This is a genomic window from Sphingomonas sp. HITSZ_GF (assembly GCF_029543155.1).
In the GTDB taxonomy this organism is placed as follows: Bacteria; Pseudomonadota; Alphaproteobacteria; order Sphingomonadales; family Sphingomonadaceae; genus Sphingomonas.
In genome coordinates this window covers 694,056-714,425 of record NZ_JARQXA010000001.1, presented here as the reverse complement: position 1 = coordinate 714,425, position 20,370 = coordinate 694,056, and the positions used below count along the sequence as shown (strand labels likewise).

Genomic DNA, 20,370 nt, shown 5'->3' with positions numbered 1-20,370 from the left:
GGCAAAGAAGTTTCGGTTACGCCCCTGAATCAATGGATCCGAGTGCCGCAACCGCATGACCGCTACGATCGCGTTGGTCGATGACGACCGCAACATCCTCACCTCCGTCTCGATCGCCCTGCAGACCGAGGGCTTCCTGACGCGCGTCTATTCCGACGGCGAGAGCGCGCTGAAGGCGCTGATCGACAATCCGCCGGACCTGGCGGTGCTCGACATCAAGATGCCCAAGATGGACGGGCTGGAGCTGCTCCGCCGCCTGCGCGAGAAGAGTGCGATCCCGGTGATCTTCCTCACCAGCAAGGACGACGAGCTGGACGAAGCGCTGGGCCTGGCGATGGGCGCAGACGATTATATCGCCAAGCCGTTCAGCCAGCGCCTGCTCATCGCCCGAATCCGCGCGATCCTGCGCCGCACCGAAGCCGCACAGCCGACGGCGGAAGGCGGCGAGGAAACCCCGGCGGAAGTGCTCGAGCGCGGCCGGCTGGTGATGGACCCGGCGCGCCACCGCGTCACCTGGAACGGCACCAACGTCACCCTCACCGTCACCGAGTTCCTGATCCTAGAGACGCTGGCGCAGCGCCCGGGCATCGTGAAGACCCGCAACCAGCTGATGGATGCCGCCTATCAGGACGACATCTATGTCGATGACCGAACCATCGACAGCCACATCAAGCGCGTCCGCCGCAAATTCCGGCAGGTCGATCCGGAATTCGATGCTATCGAGACGCTCTATGGCGCGGGCTACCGGTTCTCGGACGAATAGGGACGAGCGCGACCTCGCGCTCAAATGGTCCAATCGCGTCAGCCTGACGCCGCGAATCCTCGCGGTGAACATCTTCGCGCTGGCGCTGCTGGGCGGCGGCTTCTCCTATCTCGATTCGTACCGCAGCCGGATCGTCGACAGCCGGGTGGAGCAGGCCGGGCGCGAAGTGCGGCTGATCGCCCAGGCGCTCGCCTCCGCCAAGGAAGAGAAAAGGCGCGACCTGCTGGTGCTCAGCCTGGCGCGCGACACCGGAACGCGCATCCGCCTCTATGACGAGAAGGGCAAATTGCTCGCCGACAGCAAGGCGCTGGGGCTGCGCAACGTCGTGCTGCGCGATCCGGACAAGGATCCGTGGGGGCTGGAGGCAGCGCGCTTCCTCGATGCGGTGATCGACACGGTCGCCGGGGCCGGGCGAGACCCGCTCTACCGCGAGCGCCCGGCAGACATGGGGCTCGATTGGCCCGACGTGCGTACTGCCCTCTCCGCCCATGGCACGCCCGCAACCGTGTGGCGCGCGCCCGACCGCACCCCGGTTATCACCGCCGCCGCGCCGATCACCGAGCTGGGCGTGGTGATGACCACGGTGAACGCCCGCGACATCACCCAGACGGTGCGCGCCGAGCGCTTCCGGCTGGGCATGGTGCTGCTGTTCGTCTCGGCCTTCTCGATCCTGCTCTCGCTGTTCCTGGCGCGCACGATCGTGCGGCCGCTGCGCCTGCTCGCCCGCGCCGCGATCCGGGTGCGGCTGGGCCGCGCCCGCGAAGTGGTGGTGCCGCGCCTGCCAGACCGCAGCGACGAGATCGGCCTGCTCGCCCGCGCGCTTTCCGACATGACCGGCGCGCTGCGCGCCCGCATCGATGCGACCGAGGCCTTTGCCGCGGACGTGACGCACGAACTGAAGAACCCCCTCGCCTCGCTCCGCTCCGCGGTCGACAGCCTGGCGGCGGTGAAGAAGAAGGAACATCGCGACCAGTTGCTCGAGATCGTGCGCGACGATGTGCTGCGGCTCGACCGGCTGATCACCGACATCTCCGAAGCGTCGCGCCTCGACGCACAGCTCAGCCGCGCCACCTTCGAGCCGGTGGACATCGGCGCGATGATCCAGGCACTGCTCGACCAGCGCGAGGCGCGCGGCATCCCCGACGGTATCCGCATCGCCTTCGATCGCGGGCGCGGCGTCAAACTAACCGTGCTCGGCGAAGGGGCACGGCTGGAGCGGGTGTTCGAGAATTTGATCGAGAACGCCATTTCCTTCTCGCCCCCCAAGAGCCTGATCGCGATCTCGGCATCGAGTGACGACGCGTTCCTGACCATCCGGGTGGAGGACGAAGGCCCCGGCGTCCCCGAGGAGGCGCGCGAGAACATCTTCCGCCGTTTCCACACCGTGCGCCCGCAGGAAGAGGCGTTCGGCCAGCATTCCGGGCTGGGGCTTGCCATCGCCCGCACGATCGTCGAGGGCCACCAGGGGAGCATCTCCGTCGAATCGCGGGAGGATCGATTGAGCGGGGCACGATTCGTCGTCCATCTGCCACTGGCGGGACGCGCGTGATGGCAGAAGTTTCTTCGGAGACGATCCAGGCCGCCTGCGTGGCGATCGGGGCGCGCGGTGTGCTGATCGAAGCGCGCGACGATGCCCAGCGCACCGACCTGCTGCTGCGCCTTATCGATCGCGGCGCCACCCTGGTGTCCGACGTCCGTACTGCCTGCGCGCGCCGGGCCAACAGCCTGATCGCGGCACCTGCCGGCGCCGCCGGGCAACTGGAGATTCGCGGCATCGGTGCGGTCGAGATGGAAAGCCTGGCCGAGGCCGAGATTGCGCTGATCGTCGTAGTGCTCGAAGCCGCGCCGCGGCTGCCCGAGGACCGGCGTTTCCGCAATATCGCCGGCATTGCCGTCCCCGTGCTGGCGCTCGGCCCCGCCGAGCCTGCCGCGCCGATCAAGGTGGATTATGCGCTGAAGGCCTTCGCACAGTGAGCAGGCCCAAGCAGATCCTGCTCGTCACCGGCATGTCCGGCGCCGGCAAGTCGACGGTGCTGCGCACGCTCGAGGACCTCGGCTGGGAAATCGTCGACAATCTGCCGCTGCTGTTGCTCAACCGCCTGCTCGACACTGCGCCTGCCGAGGTGGACGATGATCGGCCGCTGGCGATCGGCATCGGCACCACCACACGCGGTTTCGATCCCGAGAGCATCGTGCGCCGGATCAAGCGGCTGCGCGAGGAACAGGGGCATGACGTCGGCACGCTGTTCCTCGAATGCTCGGGCGCCGAGCTGGAGCGCCGCTATGCCGAGACGCGCCGCCGCCACCCGATGGCGCAGGACCGCCCGGCGCAGGACGGCATCGCGCATGAGCGCGAGCTGCTCACCCCGCTGCGCCGCTGGGCGAATCGGCTGATCGACACCAGCGATCTGAGCGCGAACGAGCTGGCGCAGCAGATTCGCACCACCTTTTCCGGCGAAGGCCTGGGCGAGACGGTGCTCTCGGTCGTGTCGTTCGGCTTCGCCCGCGGCCTGCCGCGCGACGCCGACCTGGTGTTCGACATGCGCTTCCTCCGCAATCCGCACTGGGTACCCGAGCTGCGCCCCGGCACCGGCAAGGATGCCGATGTTTCCGCCTATATCGCCGCCGATCCCGCCTATCCGGCGGCGATGGAACAGATCGAGTCGCTGCTGCTCCTGCTGCTTCCCCGCTATCAGGCGGAGGGCAAGGCATATGTTACGATAGCGTTCGGATGCACGGGGGGCCGTCACCGCTCGGTCCATGTCGCCGAACGTATTTCCACGCGGTTGCGCGCCGCGGGTTTTTCGCCCACGGTGACGCATCGTGATACCAAGACCGCGCCGCAGGACTCGCTGGAGGGGGACCCGGTGACCGTGGCAGGGGGCGGAGTTTGAGATGATCGGTTTGGTGCTCGTGACGCACGGACGACTCGCCGAGGAGTTCGTCGTCGCGATGGAGCATGTGGTGGGCAAGCAGGAGCAGATCGCCTCGATCTGCATCGGGCCCGAGGACGACATGGAAGGTCGCCGCGCGGACATCGCCGCGGCGATCAAGAGCGTCGATTCGGGTCGCGGCGTGATTGTGCTGAGCGATCTGTTCGGCGGCACGCCCTCGAACCTCGCCATCTCGCTGATGGAGGCCGGCCGCGTCGAGGTGATCGCCGGGATCAACCTGCCGATGCTGATCCGCCTGGGCAGCGCGCGCAAGACGATGAAGGTCACCGAAGCGGTGGCCGCCGCGCGCGATGCGGGCCGCAAGTATATTACCGTCGCATCCGAAGTCCTTGGAGAGGCTGCCGCTTGAGTCGCACGATCCGCAACGTCACGATTCTGAACAAGCGCGGCCTGCACGCGCGCGCCTCCATGGCTTTCGTGACGCTCGCCACCGCCCAGCCGGTAGAGCTCACCGTCGAGAAGGACGGCAACACCGCTTCGGGCACCTCGATCCTCGATCTGATGATGCTGGGCGCCGCCAAGGGCGACACGATCTCGATCAGCGCCGAGGGCAAAGGCGCCGAGGGCGCGGTGCAAGCGCTCGTCGAGCTGGTCGAGGCGCGCTTCAACGAGGAATAGCCTCGCAGGCACGGAATAGCTAAAGGCGGCCGATGCCTCGCGAAATCACTGCCTTTTCCAATCCCCTGATCAAGCGCGTCCGCAACCTGCGCGACAAGAAGCATCGCCGCGAGGAGGGACTGTTCCTCGCCGAGGGGCTGCGCATCCTCACCGAGGCGCACGAAGCGGGACGGGTTCCGGAATATCTGTTCTTCTCGAAGGATATGGCCGGCCACGCACTGGTCCGCACCCTGATCGAGGCGACCGAGGCCAAAGGCGGCTGGGCGGTCGAGACCAACAACGACATCCTCTCAAAGCTCTCCGGAAAGGACAATCCGGGTGCGGTGGTGGGCGTCTATCCCGACTTCGCCGTCACGCTGGCCGATCTCGACCGGAGCAAGGCGGGTATCTGGCTGGTCGCCGAGCGGCTGCGCGATCCAGGCAACATGGGCACGATCCTGCGCACCGCCGATGCGGTGGGCGCCGGCGGGCTGATCCTGATCGACGACTGCGTCGATCCCTTCTCGGTCGAGGCGGTGCGCGCCAGCATGGGGGCGCTGTTCACCGTGCCGGTGGCCCGATCGAGCTGGGGCGACTTCCTCGTCTGGCTGCGCAAGGGGCCGGGCCAGCTGGTAGGGCTCAGCCTCGACACCGAGCACGATTATCGCGCACCGCATTATCAGGCGCCGACCTTCCTGCTCACCGGCAACGAAGCGCAGGGCATGCCCGGCTTCATGGCCGAGGCCTGCGACCTGCTGGTCAAGATCCCGATGCTCGGCAAGGCGGACAGCCTGAATGCCGCGATCGCCACTGCGGTAATGGCCTATGAGGTGCTCGGCCAACAGCGAAGCTGAACGCCGGGAAGATGAATGGGCGATAATCGTTACGGCCATGGCCGGTTCAGCCGCGCCGGCGCATTCCCCTTCGCGAAAGAGGAGTGACCATGCGTATCTCGACCATCGCCGCCGCCAGCCTGGTCGCGCTGACCGCCCTGCCCGCCGCCGCCCAGGCCCAGGCCGACTATCGCGCCGCCGGCACCGAGCCGTTCTGGAGCCTGACCATCGGCGCCAGGACGATGCGCTTCGAGGCACCGGGCCGCGCGCCGGTATCGGTGCCGACGCCCCGGGTGATCCACGGCTTTGCCGGCGAGATCTGGCAGACCCGCCGGATCAACGTGAACACCAACCACGTCCGGTGCACCGACGGCATGAGCGACCGCAGCTATCCCGACACGGTGACCGTCACCATCGACGGCCGCACCTACAAGGGCTGCGGCGGCGAGCCGCGTGCCCTGCCCGGCGCCGGCCCGATCGAGGGCAGCTGGCGGATCGAGGCGCTGAATGGGCGCCCGGTCGTCCGCGGCACCAACCCGACCGTCTCGTTCGAGAACGGCCGCATCTCGGGCAACGCCGGCTGCAACCGCTTCAACGGCAGCTATGACTTCGCCCGCGGCCGGCTGAACGCCGGGCCGCTGGCCAGCACCCGCATGGCCTGCCTCGACCGCGCCCGCAGCCTGCAGGAGACCGCGATCCTGAACCTGCTCGGCGAGCGGCTGACCGTGTCGAGCAATCGCCAGGGCAAGCTGGTACTCAGCGGTGCCCGTGGCCGCACCCTGACGCTCGTCCGCAGCCGGCCCTGAGGCGTGGCTCCCTGTTCCCCGGCGAAAACCGGGGAACGGGCATTTTCTAGCTCGTCTTCTTCTTTGCCTTCTGGTCGAGGACGTACTGGAGTTCGTCCTTCACCTTCTGGTCGTCGGGCGTCAGCGCCAGGCACTTGCGCAGCAGCGCCTCCGCCTCGTCGAGCCGGCCCATCTCGATCGCGTCATAGGCCATGCCGAACCAGGCACGGCGCAGCGACTTCTGCTGGCGCTCGCCGCTCTCGCGCTTCGCCGCATCGACGGCACGGGCATAGACATCGTAGGATTTCTGCCACTGCTTCTGCGCCTGATAGGCATAGCCGAGCTCGGACAGGTAATGCGGGTGGAGCGGCGCCATCGTCACTGCGCGCTCGAGGAACAGCACCGAAGCGTCGAGCTGCTGCAGGTCGATCATCGCGAAGCCCTTCGCCCAGAGCGCGATGCACCAGCCGCCCTCGACCAGCACCGCATTCTTGCCGCCGGGCAGCGTGGCATAGGCCGCGGTCTCATAGTCCTCGACCTTGCAGAGCTTCTGCTTCTCGGTGGGATAGAGCGCCTGATACTCGACGATCAGCGGGTTGACCTTGTCGATCGCCGCTTGCGGCTGGCCGCCCTGGATCAGCTGGATGATCTCGGTCAGCCGAGCGTTGCGGGCAGTTTCCGCCGGGCTTTCCTGAGCAGAGGCAGCGCCGACGGGCACGGCGGCGAGCAAGAGCGCGAGAACCAGCTTCATCGAAATCCCCCTTTGACTTGTCACGACCAGCCTTAGCCCGGGTTTGACGCCATGGCTATTCGGCGGCTTCCGCTTCGTCGACCGGGCCCGAGACGAGCTTGGTGAGCGGCCGCGGCGCGGTCTCGACCATCGGCAGCGGCTCGATCTCCTTGGTGCCGCTCGACACCTCGAGCGCCTCGAAACGCTTGGCCTGGGTCATCACCTGGCTCTCCAGGCTGCCGACCATCGCATTGTACGCGCCGGTCGCCTGCTCGAGGTTGCGCCCCATGCGCGCGACATGGCTGCCCATCGTCGCCAGGCGCGAGTGCAGCTCCTTGCCGAGCCGGGCGATCTCCGCGGCTTCCTCGGCAAGCCGCTCCTGCCGCCAGACGCTGGCGACGGTGCGCGCGATCGCGACGAGGTTGGTCGGCGTCGCCAGCAGCACGCGGCGCTCGAACGCCCACTCCCACAGCGCATCGTCCTGCTCGAGCGCGGCGGTGAGGAAATGCTCGCCGGGGATGTAGAGGATCACATAGTCGGCGGCGTCGCCGAACTGCGCCCAATAATTCTTCGAGCCGAGCTGCTCGGCGTGACGACGGATCGCCGCGGCATGCGCCTGGAGATGGCCGGCGCGGGTCGCCTCGTCATGCGCCTCGCTCGCATCGAGAAAGGCGTTGAGCGAGCATTTCGCATCGATGATCAGCTTGCGCCCGCCCGGCATGCGCACCACCACGTCCGGGCGCAGACGCCCGTCATCGGTGTTGACCGAGACTTCCATCTGGAAATCGGCATAGGGCGACAGCCCGGCCTGCTCGAGCACGTTCTTGAGGCTCTGCTCGCCCCAGCGGCCGCGCGCCTTGGGGCTGGCGCGCAGCGCGTTGACCAGCTTGGCAGTCTCGTCGCGCACCTGGGCGTGGCCGGCATGGAGCTGCTGCACGGCCTCGCGCAGCGCCTGATAGCTGCCCACCCGCTCCTTCTCGACGTCGCTCAGCCCCTGCTGATAGCGCTGGAGCGTTTCCTGTACCGGCGCGAGCAGTGCCTTCATCTTGGCCTCGTTGCTCTCGCCCGCCTGGGCAAAGCGCTGATCGGCGCGATCGAGGAAGCTCTTCTGCGATTCGCCGAGGATGCGGTGCGCCAGCTCGGCGAAGCGGCTCTCCATGCCGGTGGTCTCGGCCTTGAGCCCGGCCAGCTCGATCTGGGCGCGGCCAAGCTCGGCGGCCGCGGCCTTGAACTCGGCCTCCCGGGCATCGCGCTCCGAGCGCATCTGCGCCGCCGGGCGCCCGCCCAGGAACATGCCGAGGCCAAGCCCGATAATGAGCGCCGCTACCGCGATCACCAGCGCCAGAACGTCCACCCCAGATCTCCCAAACTTTACCAAGCTCGCGCACAAAAGAGACAAGATTGCGCGATCGGGCATGCCGGCAAGGGCGGCCCGGCGAGGAACATAACTCGAACGATCCGCGTAGGACAGCGCGAATTTGCGGCCCCGGACGATTTGCGGCCAAAGAAAAAGCCGCGGACGTTTCCGCCCGCGGCCGTGATTTCGCAAAGAGCCTGGCTCAGGCCGCGGCGCGGCGGGCCTTGTTGAGCTTCTTCAGGATCATGTCGCGCTTCAGCCGCGAGAGGTGATCGATGAAGACGATGCCCTGGAGGTGGTCCATCTCGTGCTGGATGCAGGTGGCCAGGAGGCCCTCGAACAGCTCGTCATGCGCGGCGCCATTCTCGTCGAGCCACTTCACGCGGCAGGTGGCCGGCCGCTCGACATCGGCGAACTGCTCGGGGATCGACAGGCAGCCCTCGGTATAGACCGACTGCTCCTCGGCGGGATCGAGGATCTCGGGATTGATGAAGACGCGCGGCTCGCGGATCGGCTTGCCTTCCTCGTCTTCCTTTTCCTGGAGATCCATCACGATCACGCGCTTGGGAACGCCCACCTGGATCGCCGCGAGGCCGATGCCGGGCGCGTCGTACATCGTGTCGAACATGTCCGCGATCAGGTCGCGCAGCTCGTCATTCACCTCCGTGACGGGTTCGGAGATGAGACGCAGACGCGGATCGGGTACTTCGACAATCGGTAGAATGGCCATGGGGGCAATTTAGGCCGTTGGGGCTTTTCGGGCAAGAGAGGGGAAACCCCGCAGCCACAATCCCTTCGTCACCCTGAACTTGTTTCAGGGTCCAACGCGCCTCGAAAGGCTATCGTCGGAGGAGAGTTGGATGCTGAAACAAGTTCAGCATGACGATCAGGCCACCGGCCGCCTTGCCCGCAGCGCCTGGGCCAGCGTGCCTTCGTCGAGATAGTCGAGCTCGCCGCCCACCGGCAGGCCGTGGGCGAGCTGGGTGACGCGAACCGGATAGGTCTCGATCCGCTCGGCGATATAGTGCGCGGTGGTCTGCCCCTCGAGCGTGGCGTTCATCGCCAGCACGACCTCGTCGATGCCGCCCTGCGCGATGCGAGCGACGAGCTTGTCGATGCGCAGGTCCTCGGGGCGCACGCCTTCCAGCGCGGACAGGCGACCGCCCAGCACGTGGAAGCGGCCCGGGAACAGCCGCGAGCGATCGAGCGCCCAGAGGTCCGCCACTTCCTCGACAACGCAGAGCGAGCGCGTGTCGCGGCGCGGATCGGCGCAGATCTGGCAGGGATCGCTGGTGTCGACATTGCCGCAGATGCCGCAGGTGGCGAGATTGCGGCTGACCGCGCCGAGCGCGGCGAGCAGCGGATCGAGCGCAGTCTCGCGCTTCTTCAGCAGGTGCAGCACCGCCCGACGCGCCGAGCGCGGGCCGAGGCCGGGCAATCGCGACAGGGCCTGGGTGAGCGCTTCGATCTCGGGAGATGCCATGGAGAGGGATGTAGCTACGCGGGAACAGAAAGGAAACCACTCCGTCATCCCGGCGAAAGCCGGGATCTCGTGCGGCTCCTGCCCCGCGCCTTCGCCTGAGATCCCGGCTTTCGCCGGGATGACGGTTGGGGCTAAGGGCATCCCATGCGAGTAATATTCATGGGAACGCCCGAATTCGCCGTGCCGGTGCTCGATGCGCTGGTCGAGGCCGGGCACGACGTCGTGGCGGCTTACAGCCAGCCGCCGCGCGCCGGCGGGCGGCGGGGCAAGGCGCTGACGCCGTCGCCGGTGCATGCCCGCGCCGAGGCGCTTGGGATCGAGGTCCGCACGCCGCTTTCGTTCCGCAAGGATCCCGAGGCGCTGCCGGCCTTCCAGGCGCTGAACGCCGATGTGGCGGTGGTCGCGGCCTATGGCCTGATCCTGCCCCAGGCGGTTCTCGACGCGCCCCGGCATGGCTGCCTCAACGTCCATGGCTCGCTGCTGCCGCGCTGGCGGGGCGCCGCGCCGATCCAGCGCGCTATCCTGGCCGGCGATGCCGAGACCGGCGTCGGCATCATGCAGATGGAGGCCGGGCTCGATACCGGGCCGGTGCGGCTCGAGGAACGCACGCCGATCGACGGCAAGACCGCGGGCGATCTTACCGCCGAGCTGAGCGCGATGGGCGCGCGGCTGATGGTGACGGTGCTGGCGGATCTGGACGGTCATCCTCCGATCGCGCAGCCCGAAGCGGGCGTGACCTATGCCGCCAAGATCGACAAGGCCGAAGCGCGGCTGGATTTCAGCCGATCAGCGGTGGAGGTTGAGCGGCAGGTACGGGCGTTCAATCCGGCACCGGGAGCGTTCTTCGAGTTTCAGGGGGAGCGCTTCCGGGTGCATGCGGCCCAGCTGTTCCCCGGCGAAAGCCGGGGCCCAGAGTCACCAGCCGCTACGCCTGAAACCCTGGGCCCCGGCTTTCGCCGGGGAACGGTTATTGACGACAAGCTGACCATCGCCTGTGCCGAAGGCGCGATCCGCCCCACCCTCGTCCAACGCGCCGGGCGCGGCGTCATGACGTCACGAGAGCTTCTGAATGGCCTGAATATCCCGGCGGGAACCCAGCTTTGACGCGGTTCGCGCTGACCGTGGAATTCGACGGCCGCCCGTTCATGGGCTGGCAGCGGCAGAACCATGGCCCGAGCGTGCAGCAGGCGATCGAGGATGCCGCCTTCGCGGTGACCGGCGAACGCGCCGCGGTTCATGCTGCCGGGCGCACCGATGCCGGCGTGCACGGGCTCGGCATGCGCGCGCATATCGATATCGAGAAGCCGATCAGCGCCTTCCGGCTGATGGAGGCGCTCAACGCGCGCGTGCGGCCCAATCCGGTGGCGATCCTCGATTGCGTCGAGGTACCGGACGATTGGCATGCGCGTTTCTCGTGTGTTGCACGCCATTATGAATATAGAATCTCAACAAGACGGGCGCCGCTCACCTGGGAGAAGGGGCTGACCTGGCGCGTGATCCCGCCGCTCGATGCCGGGCTGATGGCCGAGGGCGCGGCGCGGTTGCTCGGCCGGCATGACTTCACCACCTTTCGCTCGGCGCATTGCCAGGCCGACAGCCCGCTGCGCACACTCGACCGGCTCGAGGTGGTGGCGGAGGGCGAGCGGATCAGCGTGTTCGCCTCGGCGCGCTCGTTCCTGCATCATCAGGTGCGCTCGATGGTCGGCTGCATCGTGCTGGTCGGCCAGGGGCGCTGGACCCCCGACGACATGACCGCGGCGCTGGAGGCGCGCGACCGCGCCGCGCTGGGCCTCAATGCGCCGTCGGACGGGCTGTTCTTCCTGCGGGCGGATTATCCGGCCTAGTCGTCATCCCCGCGAAAGCGGGGACCCATCTCCCGAGCTGCCCACCCGCCTCACAGATGTTGGATTCGTGGCTCCCGCACGAGATGGGCCCCCGCTTTCGCGGGGGTGACGGTCATCTGCTGAAACGCGCCGCCAGCTCGACATGGGTCGACCAGCGGAACTGGCCGACCGGCTGGATCCAGTCGAGCGTGTAGCCACCCTCGCACAATATCTCGGCATCGCGTGCGAAGGTATTGGGATTACAGGAAACATAGGCGAGCAAGGGTGTCCGAGCCTTGGCGATCTCGGCCACCTGCTCGCGGGCGCCGGCGCGCGGCGGATCGAGCACCACCGCCTCGAACTTGTCGAGATCGGCACTGGTGACCGGGCGGCGGAACAGGTCGCGGTGATCGGCGAAGACCAGGCGCCGGGCCTGGCCGGCGGCAGCCTTGAGCGACAGGATCGAATCGCGGGCGGCCTCGGCGGCATAGACCTTGGTCCGGGGGAAGGCGAAGGTGAAGGTGCCGAGCCCGGCGAACAGATCGGCGACGGTGCCGGCAGTGCCGACGATCTCCTGGACGGCGGCGACCAGAGCCGCCTCGCCTTCGGGCGTCGCCTGGAGGAAATTGGCGGGCGGGAACGGCACCGGCACCCCGCCCAGCGTGATCGTGACGGGATCGGGCTCCCAGCGCGCCGTGGGGCCGAGCCCCTCGTCCATCGAGAAGCGGGCGAGCTGGTGGCGATGCGCAAAGGCAGTGATCGCCTCGGCAGCGGCAAGCCCTTCGGCCTCGAGCCCGTCGAGCAGCACATCGACGCCCTGATCGGCCAGCGCGAGATGGACGTTGATCCGTCGCGAGGTCGGCAGCAGCGCGGCGAGCAGGCCGCGGAGCGGCGCCAGCAGCGCGAACAGCGCGGGATCGAGGACATGGCACTCGGCCAGGTCGATCAGATTGTGGCTGCCCTGGCCGGTGAAGCCGAGCAGCACCTGGCGGCCGCGGCGCTCGGCATGGAGCGTGGCGCGGCGGCGGGTGCGCGGCGGGGAGAGCAGCGGCGCGCGGATCTCGGTCGCGAGCTTGTGCTGGGCGAGCGCGGCGGACACGCGATCGGCGATGAACCCGGCCCAGGCGGCATCGTCGAGATGCTGGAGCTGGCAACCGCCGCATTCCGGGAAATGCCGGCAGGGCGGCGCCTGATGGTGCGGCCCGGGGGTGACGGCGCCCTGAGGGTCGACCCGGTCGCCGGGCGCGGCGAAGGGCACGTAGCGGCCATCGGCGGTGACGCCCTCGCCGCGCCCCGCCACGCGGAGGACTTCGCTCAGAGACATTCGGAGATCGCTTGTGGAAGATGCATCGGCAGCGCATCGGCGATGAACGCCGGTCCTGCAAGCGCCGCGGCACGGGCATGCAGCCAGACAGCGGCCTCGGCAGCATTTTTGTTGCCCGCCGCGACCTGCGCCGCGAGCGTGCCCGCCAGCACGTCGCCGGTGCCTGCGGTGGAGAGCCAGGACGAAGCCTGGGCGAGGACGCGAACCTCGCCGCGCGGCGTGGCGATCACCGTATCGGCGCCCTTGTGCACGATCACCGCCTTGGATTCCAAAGCGAATGCAAGGCTTTGCTCGATCTTGCTACCTTCGCCTTCGAACATCCGGCCGAACTCGCCGGCATGCGGCGTGAGCCAGGTGGCGGCGATGCGGCGCTGGAGCCAGGCAGTGGCGGACTTGCCGAGCAGGGTCAGCGCATCGCCATCGAGGACGAGCGGGAGACTGGCGCCGAGCGCGGCCTTGAGCAGCCCCTCGGCGCGGCGATCGCGGCCGAGGCCCGGGCCGATGACGACGGCGCCGATCCGGCTTTCGGTGAGGAAATCGGCGAGATCGTCGCCTTTGGCGACCTTATGGCGCACCAGCGCGTCGGGGCCACCGCCCGGCTCGCCCGCGCCGGCGAGGATCGTATAGCCCGCCCCGCCCGCCATCGCGGCATGCGCGGCGAGCCGGGCGGCACCGGGCATGTCGCCTTCGACCACCACGACCAACCCGCGGCTATATTTGTGGGCACGCGTACCCGGTGCGGCGAGGCGGGGCCGCGCAACCGTGCGCCTCGGACTCTCGACCGGAATCCCGATATCGGCGTGGAGAACATGGCCGCAGCGATCGAGCCCGGCATCGAGGACATGCGCGGGCTTGAGCGCGCCGAGCGCCAGCGTCGCGCTGATGCCGCGCGGCGCGCCGAGATCGGCGCCGCTGTCGGTCGCCAGGCCGGAAGGCAGGTCGATCGCGAGGCTGAAGCGCGCGGACGCGACCAGTTCGGCGAAGACCGGCGCGATGCCGCGCTCGAGCGGGCGCGTCAGGCCGGTGCCGAACAGGCCGTCGACCAGCACGGGGCGCGGCCGGGCCTGGTAGAGCGAGCCGACCTCCCCCTCCCAGCGCGCATGCATCGCGCGGGCGACGCCGGTGCCGGGCTCGCCACTGGCGGCGACCGCGACGTCATGGCCGGCTGCCTTCAACAGGCGGGCGGCGACATAGGCGTCTCCGCCATTGTTGCCGGGGCCGGCCAGGACGAGGATGGGCGACCCATGCGCGAAGCGCGCTGCTTCGCGCGCGACTGCGGCGCCGGCACGCTCCATCACGTCTTCCTGGGGCTCGCGCCGGAACACCGCCTCTTCGGCGGCGCGCATCTGGGCAGCGGTGACGATCGGTACGCCGGGCGGGATCATGCGCCCGGTTTGGCCCCGCGCACGGTTGCAGGCAAGCGATAGCGCGCGCCACCGATCGCGACTTCGATCTGATCGGGTGCGAGAATGGTGACTTCGGCCTTTTCCGCGCCGTCGGCGGCAACCACGCCGCGCCCGTCGGTGGTGACCAGCAGCCGGCGGAAGCCGCCGTCGGGGTGGCGCAGCGTGAGGAACAGCCCGTCCTGCGACTGGGTACGATCGATCGTGCAGGCATAGGAGAAGGTCTCGGCACCGGGCGGCGCGCATTCGACGCGGCCTTCGGCCTTTTCCATCTTCTCGGCATGGGCTTCGTTGCGGGCCTCGGCGGCCTTGTCACGGACCTGGGTGTTGCAGGCGGTGAGGAGGACGAACGCGGTGAGCGCCCAAGCTCCTCTCCCTGGAAGGGAGGGGTCGGGGGTGGGTCGATACACGCGATACAGCAAGCGCATCGCATCCGGCCTCAGTATCGCCAGGCGTCCACCCACCCCTAGCCCCTCCCTTCCAGGGAGGGGAATGTCAGTTCAGATATCAGCGAATACATGGGTTTCGGCGCTGGCTCCAGGGTGCGTGACAGCCCCCTTATAAGCCGGGCCGACATTTTGCGAGAAGCGCCAGAGCGCGCCGGCCTGGTAATCGTTCCGGCGCGGTTCCCATTTGGCGCGGCGCTCGGCGAGCACGTCCTCCGGCACGTTGAGATCGACGGTGCCGGCCTCGGCATCGATGCTGATCTCATCTCCATCCTCGACCAGCGCGATCGGGCCGCCCTCGGCCGCCTCGGGGCCGACATGGCCGATGCAGAAGCCGCGGGTGCCGCCCGAGAAACGGCCGTCGGTGATCAGCGCCACCTTCTCGCCGAGCCCCTGGCCATAGAGCGCAGCGGTGGTCGACAGCATCTCGCGCATGCCCGGGCCGCCCTTGGGCCCTTCATAGCGAATGACGACGACGGTGCCTTCCTTGATCGCATTGGCCTCGACCGCGGCGAAGGCATCTTCCTCGCGCTCGAACACCTTGGCGGTGCCGGTGAACTGGAGGCGATGCATGCCCGCCACCTTCACGATCGCGCCTTCGGGCGCCAGCGACCCGCGCAGACCGACCACGCCGCCGGTCGGCGTGATTGGCGTCTTGGCGTCGTAGATGACCTTCTGGTCGGGGTTCCAGGTGACCTCGTCGATATTCTCGCCGAGCGTCTTGCCCGTCACCGTCATGCAATCGAGGTGCAGCAGGCCGGTCTGGGCGAGCGACTTCATCAGCATGTAGATGCCGCCGGCCTCGTGCATGTCCTTGGCGACATAGCGGCCGCCGGGCTTGAGATCGGCCATGTACGGCGTCGACTTGAAGATCTCGGCGACGTCGAACAGGTCGAAATCGATGCCGCACTCGTTGGCCATCGCCGGGAGGTGGAGCGCGCCGTTGGTCGAGCCGCCGGTCGCAGCGACGATGCGCGCGGCATTCTCGAACGCCTCGCGGGTGCAGATGTCGCGCGGGCGGATCTGCTTCTCGATCAGCGTCATCACCTGGCGGCCCGCGGCGATCGCGATCTCTTCACGCGACTTGTAAGGTGCCGGCGCCATGTTGCTGTTCGGCAATGACAAACCGATCGCCTCAGCGACGCAGGCCATGGTGTTCGCCGTGTACTGGCCGCCGCACGCACCGTGCCCCGGACAGGCGGCCTTCTCGATCGCGGTGACTTCGGAGAGCGGGCATTTGCCGGCGGCATAGCGGCCGACGACTTCGAACACGTCGATGACGGTGAGGTCGCGCTCCTGGTAGCGGCCAGGCAGGATCGAGCCGCCATAGACGAAGATCGACGGCACGTTGAGGCGGAGCATCGCCATCATCATGCCGGGGAGCGACTTGTCGCAGCCGGCGAAGGTGACGAGCGCATCATAGCAATGGCCGCGCACCGAGAGCTCGACCGAGTCGGCAATGACTTCGCGGCTGACCAGCGAGGACTTCATCCCCTGATGGCCCATGGCGATGCCGTCGGTCACGGTGATCGTGTTGAAGCGGCGCGGCATGCCGCCGGCTTCGTTCACGCCCTGGCGGCACCAGTCGGCCTGCTGATCGAGCGTGGTGTTGCAGGGTGCGCTGTCATTACCCGCCGAGGCGATGCCGACGAACGGCCGGGCGATCTCCTCCTCGGTGAGGCCCATGGCGTAATAATAGCTGCGGTGCGGAGCGCTCTCGACGCCGACAGAAACGTAGCGGCTGGGGAGCTTGGACTTGTCGAATCGCTTGGTCATGATGCGCAAGCCTATGTCGTGAAAGCGGCGTTTTGCGCAATAGTCTTGCGCAAAGAAATTATGGCCCGGCGTGAATCCCTACTTACTCCCCTCCCTGGAAGGGAGGGGTCGGGGGTGGGTTGCTCTCCACGAGCACCACGGCCTGTTGAAGCCCACCCACCCCTAGCCCCTCCCTTCCAGGGAGGGGAATTTACAGAAGATGCCGCGCCAGATCGGCCAGCACCCCGGCCCATTCCCCCACCCCCGCATCCTCGCGGATCAAATCGTTGCGGATCTCGATCGCGACCGAGGGGATGCCCTGCCCCTCGGCATGGCGGTTGAGCGTGGCGTTGAGCAGGCGGCCCGAATAGGGTTCGTTGTCGCCGGTGGTGAAGCCGCGGTCGCGGAAGAATTGCACCGCAGGGCGCGCAGCGCGGGTGTCGCGATTGTAGAGGATGCCGACCTGCCAGGGGCGATCGGTGCCGCCATGCTCGAGACAGGGCGTGAAGCTGTGGATCGACAGGATCAGCCGGGGGCGCTGCGCCCGCACCCGCTCGCGGATCAGCCGGTGATAGGGCGCGTGGAAGCGCGCGATGCGGGCGGCCTTGTCGACGCTCTCGTTGCCGGGGACCAGATGGCCGTCGCTCCGATGCGGGATCAGGCCGACATGATCGGGCTCGCGGTGCAGGTCGATCACCAGCCGCGAGACCGTGGCGAGGATCGCCGGGCAATCGAGCTTCGCCGCCAGCGCGCGGGTGACCGCGGCCGCCCCGATATCGATCGCGATATGATTGTCGAGCAAGGCCGGATCGATACCGAGATCGATGTCGGCCGGCACGGCGTTCGAGGCATGGTCGCACAGCAGCAGCACGTCCGCCGCACCGCCCTCGACAATCTCCGCGACGCTCACCAGACCGGGTTCCGGCGCTCGCGGAACGACGCCAGCCCTTCGGCGAATTCGGCACCGCCGAACGCATCCTCGAAGCCCTGATCGGTCTGCTCGCCGCGCAGCGTGCGCTTGAGCAGCCGGACCGCTTCGGGCGCGTTGCCGGCGATCGCGGTCGCCATCGCCGTGGCGGTGTCGATCGCCTTGCGGGTCTTCAGTTCGACCAGGCCGATCTTGTGGACCTCATCGGAGCGGAGCTTGTCGCCGGTGAAGAGCAGGAGCGAGGCCATACCCTTGCCGACCTGCGCCTGGAGCCGGGCAACGTCCTCGCGCGGATAGCCGATGCCGAGCCGCGCGGGCGTGATCGCGAATTCGGAGAGATTGCCGGCGATACGGATGTCGGCGGCAAGGATCAGCGCCACCGCGGCGCCGAAGCAGCCCCCGTCGATCGCGGCGATCACCGGCATCGGCAGTGCGGCGACCGCCTCGATCCCCGCGCGCATCGCCTGGCGGAACTGGGTGCGCAGCGCCCGATCGGACTGGAGCTGCTCGAACTCGCGGATATCGGCGCCGGCGGAGAAGATGCCGGCGACATCGGAGCGGAGGATCACTGCGCGGGCATCGGCGACTTCGGCCGCAGCGGCGGCGAGCGCCTGCCAGGCGGCAGTGGGGAGCGCGTTCTTCGCTTCGGGGCGGGCCAGAGCAATGGTGGCGACGGTGCCGGTTCGCGTGACGTGGATCATGCGCAGGCTGTGCCCGATCGGAGCCGCGCTGTTAAGGCCCGAGCGTCCTGGGATGGGGCGGGCTGGGGCCCATGCCCCCTGCCCGCGCCACCAACGGACGTCCTGCTCCCGGCAATCGATCCGCTGCGGATGTTATGGGCGCCGAGCTCCCAATATCTCGCTAAATGGACTGGTTAACTGCGCCTCACTTGTTCCCCGGCGAAAGCCGGGGCCCAGTTGCAGTGTCGTTCGAGAGGCTGTCGTGCCTAACCAGGTGCGCCGAAACTGGGCCCCGGCTTTCGCCGGGGATCAGCTCAGGTTTGATGCGAGCATCCACCAGCCGCGCGCCGAAAGCGCATCCGCCGCCGCATCCCGGCTCGCATCGCTGTCGAACAGCGCGAAGCAGGTGGCGCCCGAGCCGGACATGCGCACCAGCCCCGCCCCCGGCTGCGCCGCCAGCGCGTCGAGCACGTCGCCGATCACCGGGGCGATCGCGCGGGCGGGCGGCTCCAGGTCGTTGCGGCCTGCCGCAGGATCGGCGGGGAGCGGGCCGCGATCGACGCCGTCCCAGCGGCGGAACACCTCGGCCGTCGAGACCGCGACGCCGGGATTGACCAGGAGCACCGGCACACCGGGCAGGCCGGGGACCGGCTCGAGCTGCTCGCCCCTGCCCCGCCCGATCGCGGTGACGCCATAGAGGCAGGCGGGAACGTCCGAACCGAGCGCGTCGGCGAGCGGAAACAGCGCGTCGAGCGAAACGCCGTGGAGCCGCCCGAGCGCGCGCAGCGTCGCTGCCGCATCGGCCGAACCGCCGCCGATCCCCGAGGCAACCGGCAGGCGCTTGTCGAGCGTGATCGCATGCGCGCCGCCACCAAAGGCTTCGCGAAAGCCCCGGGCCGCGCGCGTGACGAGATTGTCGCCCTCCCCGCCAAGCACCGCGGCGAAGGGCCCGGCGAGCGCGAAGCTGTCCGCGTCGGCGGGCGCGACGGTGACGATGTCGCCGTCGGCGACGAAGGCGAACAGCGTTTCCAGCTCGTGATAGCCGTCGCTCCGGCGGGCGCGGACGTGCAGCGCCAGGTTGAGCTTGGCCTTCGCGATTTCGACGATCATTTGGCCAGGCCGTCGGCGAGCTTGGCCTTGATCCGGGCGAGGTCGCCTTCCTCGGCGGTGACTTCGGCGGCGCGCCAGGCATAGCGTGCCTCGGTGCGGCGGCCGAGCGTCCAATAGGCATCGCCGAGATGCTCGTTGGCGCGGGCATTGCCCGGATCGGCACGCACCGCCTGCTCGAGCAGCGGCACCGCCTTGGCCAGCTGGCCCTCGGCATAATAGGCGCGGCCGAGCGAATCGGTGATCTCGGGATCGTCGGGCTTGAGGGTGCGGGCGCGCTCGAGCAGCGCCTGCGCGCCGGTCAGGTCGACCCCGCGCTCGACCTGGGCATTGCCGAGCCAGGCCAGCGCCTCGGGCTCGTCGGGGCCAAGCGCGACCGCGCGCTGGAGCGCGGGCAGCGCCTCGCTCCACTTGCCGGCGCGATCGAGCGCGGCGCCGTGCAGATAATGCAGCTCCCAGCCACCATCGCCCTTGGCCTTGCCCAGTGCCTGGCCGAAGGCGGCGGCGGCGGCGCCATAGCGGCCGGTCTGGAACAGCAGCTCGCCATAGCTGCGCAGGTCCTGCGCCGTGGCGCCCTCGGCACTGGCGAGCTTCTCGGCCAGCGCGAGCGCCTCGGGCAGGCGGCCGGCGCGACGGAGCGTCCCCACCTGCCCTGCCGCGGCGCTGCGGGCGAAGGGACCGTCGAGGCGGATGCCGGCGAGCGTGTCGAGCGCGACCTCGCCAGCATTGCTGCGCGACAGCGCATCGGCAAGCAGCAGGCGGGCGCGGTCTTCCTGCGGATCGAGCAGCAGCGCGGCACGGGCGAGCAGGATCGAGAGCGGCGCCATATCGGCATCGCGCAGGTCGCTGGCGAGGCCGAGGAACAGGTGCGCGGCGCCGAACCGGGCATCGGGCTTGCCCGCCTTGGCCTGGCGCTTGCGCCACGCCTTGGAGGCGCCGGCCAGGCCGGAGAGGATGGTATCGGCCTTGTCGGGCTTGCCGGCGCGGAGCAGCGCGATCGCGGCGTCGATGCGGGGATCCTGCGCCGGATCGGAGCCGCTGGCGGCGGCGAGCGCGAACAGCCCCTCGTCCGCCTTGCCCAGCGCGATCAGCAGCAGCGCGCGGTGGCGCTGGGCGAAGGGCGCGGCAAGGCCGTTGCTGCGCGCGGCGTCGAGCGGGATGAACGGGTCCTGGCGGCGATCGAGCGTGATCCAGGCGCGCAGCACCGGCACCAGGAAATCGAGCTGCGCCTGGGAAAGGCGGACGAGCGCACGATCCTCCCCCGCCCGATCGCCGGCGTGCAGCGCCAGCGCGAAGGCGAGCAGCGCGGTATCGGGCGGCGCGACGGTGGCGCGATCAAGCACCGCGGCGGCGCGGCTGGCCAGCGCGAAATCGCCGGCGGCAAGCCCCTGGCGATAGGCGC

General features: G+C 68.9%; 22 protein-coding genes. 10 read left to right on the top strand and 12 right to left on the bottom strand.

All coding sequences use genetic code 11. The features are described 5' to 3' along the window. The first annotated feature begins 55 nt into the window (after window positions 1-55). The 8 genes from P6144_RS03505 to P6144_RS03470 all read left to right on the top strand — a co-directional run bounded on the left by P6144_RS03505 (window position 56) and on the right by P6144_RS03470 (window position 5,953). Window positions 56-763, top strand: coding sequence for a response regulator transcription factor (locus tag P6144_RS03505; RefSeq protein WP_277766319.1), 708 nt, complete (start codon window positions 56-58; stop codon window positions 761-763). Beyond that, complete coding sequence (locus tag P6144_RS03500; RefSeq protein ID WP_277766318.1) at window positions 732-2,312, top strand: stimulus-sensing domain-containing protein; 1,581 nt, start codon at window positions 732-734, stop codon at window positions 2,310-2,312. The genes P6144_RS03505 and P6144_RS03500 overlap by 32 nt, the downstream gene beginning before the upstream one ends. Continuing rightward, window positions 2,312-2,737: an aldolase gene (locus P6144_RS03495; protein ID WP_277766317.1), complete on the top strand. Its 426-nt coding sequence runs from the start codon at window positions 2,312-2,314 to the stop codon at window positions 2,735-2,737. The genes P6144_RS03500 and P6144_RS03495 overlap by 1 nt, the downstream gene beginning before the upstream one ends. Then, on the top strand, window positions 2,734-3,657 hold the full coding sequence (gene rapZ / locus P6144_RS03490; RefSeq protein ID WP_277766316.1) for an RNase adapter RapZ: 924 nt from the start codon (window positions 2,734-2,736) through the stop codon (window positions 3,655-3,657). Before P6144_RS03495 ends, rapZ begins: the two co-directional genes overlap by 4 nt. A 1-nt stretch (window position 3,658) precedes the next feature. Beyond that, a complete protein-coding gene (locus P6144_RS03485; RefSeq protein WP_277766315.1) occupies window positions 3,659-4,066 on the top strand; it encodes a PTS sugar transporter subunit IIA in 408 nt (135 codons plus the stop codon). Beyond that, window positions 4,063-4,335, top strand: coding sequence for an HPr family phosphocarrier protein (locus P6144_RS03480; RefSeq protein WP_277766314.1), 273 nt, complete (start codon window positions 4,063-4,065; stop codon window positions 4,333-4,335). The genes P6144_RS03485 and P6144_RS03480 overlap by 4 nt, the downstream gene beginning before the upstream one ends. 32 nt (window positions 4,336-4,367) lie before the next feature. Continuing rightward, window positions 4,368-5,168 (top strand): RNA methyltransferase, encoded by an 801-nt coding sequence (locus P6144_RS03475; RefSeq protein WP_277766313.1) that lies wholly within the window; start codon window positions 4,368-4,370, stop codon window positions 5,166-5,168. An 89-nt stretch (window positions 5,169-5,257) separates the two neighbouring features. After that, entirely contained in the window at window positions 5,258-5,953 is a 696-nt protein-coding gene (locus P6144_RS03470; RefSeq protein WP_277766312.1) for an META domain-containing protein, read from the top strand. 46 nt (window positions 5,954-5,999) lie between these two features. On the opposite strand, the gene P6144_RS03465 is transcribed toward P6144_RS03470, so the two are convergent. The 4 genes from P6144_RS03465 to recR form a co-directional block, all read right to left on the bottom strand. Beyond that, a complete protein-coding gene (locus P6144_RS03465; protein WP_277766311.1) occupies window positions 6,000-6,683 on the bottom strand; it encodes a tetratricopeptide repeat protein in 684 nt (227 codons plus the stop codon). Between the two features lie 55 nt (window positions 6,684-6,738). Further along, entirely contained in the window at window positions 6,739-8,016 is a 1,278-nt protein-coding gene (locus tag P6144_RS03460; protein WP_277766310.1) for a DNA recombination protein RmuC, read from the bottom strand. 205 nt (window positions 8,017-8,221) lie between these two features. Next, window positions 8,222-8,749, bottom strand: coding sequence for a peptide deformylase (def, locus tag P6144_RS03455; protein ID WP_277766309.1), 528 nt, complete (start codon window positions 8,747-8,749; stop codon window positions 8,222-8,224). A gap of 156 nt (window positions 8,750-8,905) precedes the next feature. Then, window positions 8,906-9,502 carry a recombination mediator RecR gene (gene recR, locus P6144_RS03450; RefSeq protein ID WP_277766308.1) on the bottom strand — a complete coding sequence of 199 codons (597 nt, stop codon included), beginning with the start codon at window positions 9,500-9,502 and terminating at the stop codon, window positions 8,906-8,908. 144 nt (window positions 9,503-9,646) lie between these two features. On the opposite strand from recR, the gene fmt reads away from it, so the two are divergent. Then, window positions 9,647-10,606: a methionyl-tRNA formyltransferase gene (gene fmt / locus P6144_RS03445; protein WP_277766307.1), complete on the top strand. Its 960-nt coding sequence runs from the start codon at window positions 9,647-9,649 to the stop codon at window positions 10,604-10,606. Further along, window positions 10,603-11,346, top strand: a complete 744-nt coding sequence (truA, locus tag P6144_RS03440; protein WP_277766306.1) for a tRNA pseudouridine(38-40) synthase TruA — start codon at window positions 10,603-10,605, stop codon at window positions 11,344-11,346. Before fmt ends, truA begins: the two co-directional genes overlap by 4 nt. 112 nt (window positions 11,347-11,458) lie before the next feature. Here the strand turns inward: truA and P6144_RS03435 are convergent, their stop codons facing one another. The 8 genes from P6144_RS03435 to P6144_RS03400 all read right to left on the bottom strand — a co-directional run bounded on the left by P6144_RS03435 (window position 11,459) and on the right by P6144_RS03400 (window position 19,795). After that, complete coding sequence (locus P6144_RS03435; protein WP_277766305.1) at window positions 11,459-12,649, bottom strand: class I SAM-dependent RNA methyltransferase; 1,191 nt, start codon at window positions 12,647-12,649, stop codon at window positions 11,459-11,461. Continuing rightward, window positions 12,640-14,034, bottom strand: a complete 1,395-nt coding sequence (locus tag P6144_RS03430; protein ID WP_277766304.1) for an NAD(P)H-hydrate dehydratase — start codon at window positions 14,032-14,034, stop codon at window positions 12,640-12,642. The genes P6144_RS03435 and P6144_RS03430 overlap by 10 nt, the downstream gene beginning before the upstream one ends. Continuing rightward, a complete protein-coding gene (locus P6144_RS03425) occupies window positions 14,031-14,462 on the bottom strand; it encodes a hypothetical protein (RefSeq protein WP_347275118.1) in 432 nt (143 codons plus the stop codon). Before P6144_RS03425 ends, P6144_RS03430 begins: the two co-directional genes overlap by 4 nt. A gap of 90 nt (window positions 14,463-14,552) precedes the next feature. Continuing rightward, entirely contained in the window at window positions 14,553-16,274 is a 1,722-nt protein-coding gene (gene ilvD, locus P6144_RS03420) for a dihydroxy-acid dehydratase (RefSeq protein ID WP_277766303.1), read from the bottom strand. Window positions 16,275-16,464: 190 nt separating this feature from the next. Further along, window positions 16,465-17,163, bottom strand: coding sequence for an N-formylglutamate amidohydrolase (locus P6144_RS03415; RefSeq protein WP_277766302.1), 699 nt, complete (start codon window positions 17,161-17,163; stop codon window positions 16,465-16,467). Next, window positions 17,160-17,882 (bottom strand): enoyl-CoA hydratase/isomerase family protein, encoded by a 723-nt coding sequence (locus P6144_RS03410; protein WP_277766301.1) that lies wholly within the window; start codon window positions 17,880-17,882, stop codon window positions 17,160-17,162. Before P6144_RS03410 ends, P6144_RS03415 begins: the two co-directional genes overlap by 4 nt. A 288-nt stretch (window positions 17,883-18,170) precedes the next feature. After that, on the bottom strand, window positions 18,171-18,971 hold the full coding sequence (locus P6144_RS03405; protein WP_277766300.1) for a 4-(cytidine 5'-diphospho)-2-C-methyl-D-erythritol kinase: 801 nt from the start codon (window positions 18,969-18,971) through the stop codon (window positions 18,171-18,173). Continuing rightward, window positions 18,968-19,795, bottom strand: a complete 828-nt coding sequence (locus tag P6144_RS03400) for a tetratricopeptide repeat protein (protein WP_277766768.1) — start codon at window positions 19,793-19,795, stop codon at window positions 18,968-18,970. The genes P6144_RS03405 and P6144_RS03400 overlap by 4 nt, the downstream gene beginning before the upstream one ends. Window positions 19,796-20,370: the final 575 nt, after the last annotated feature.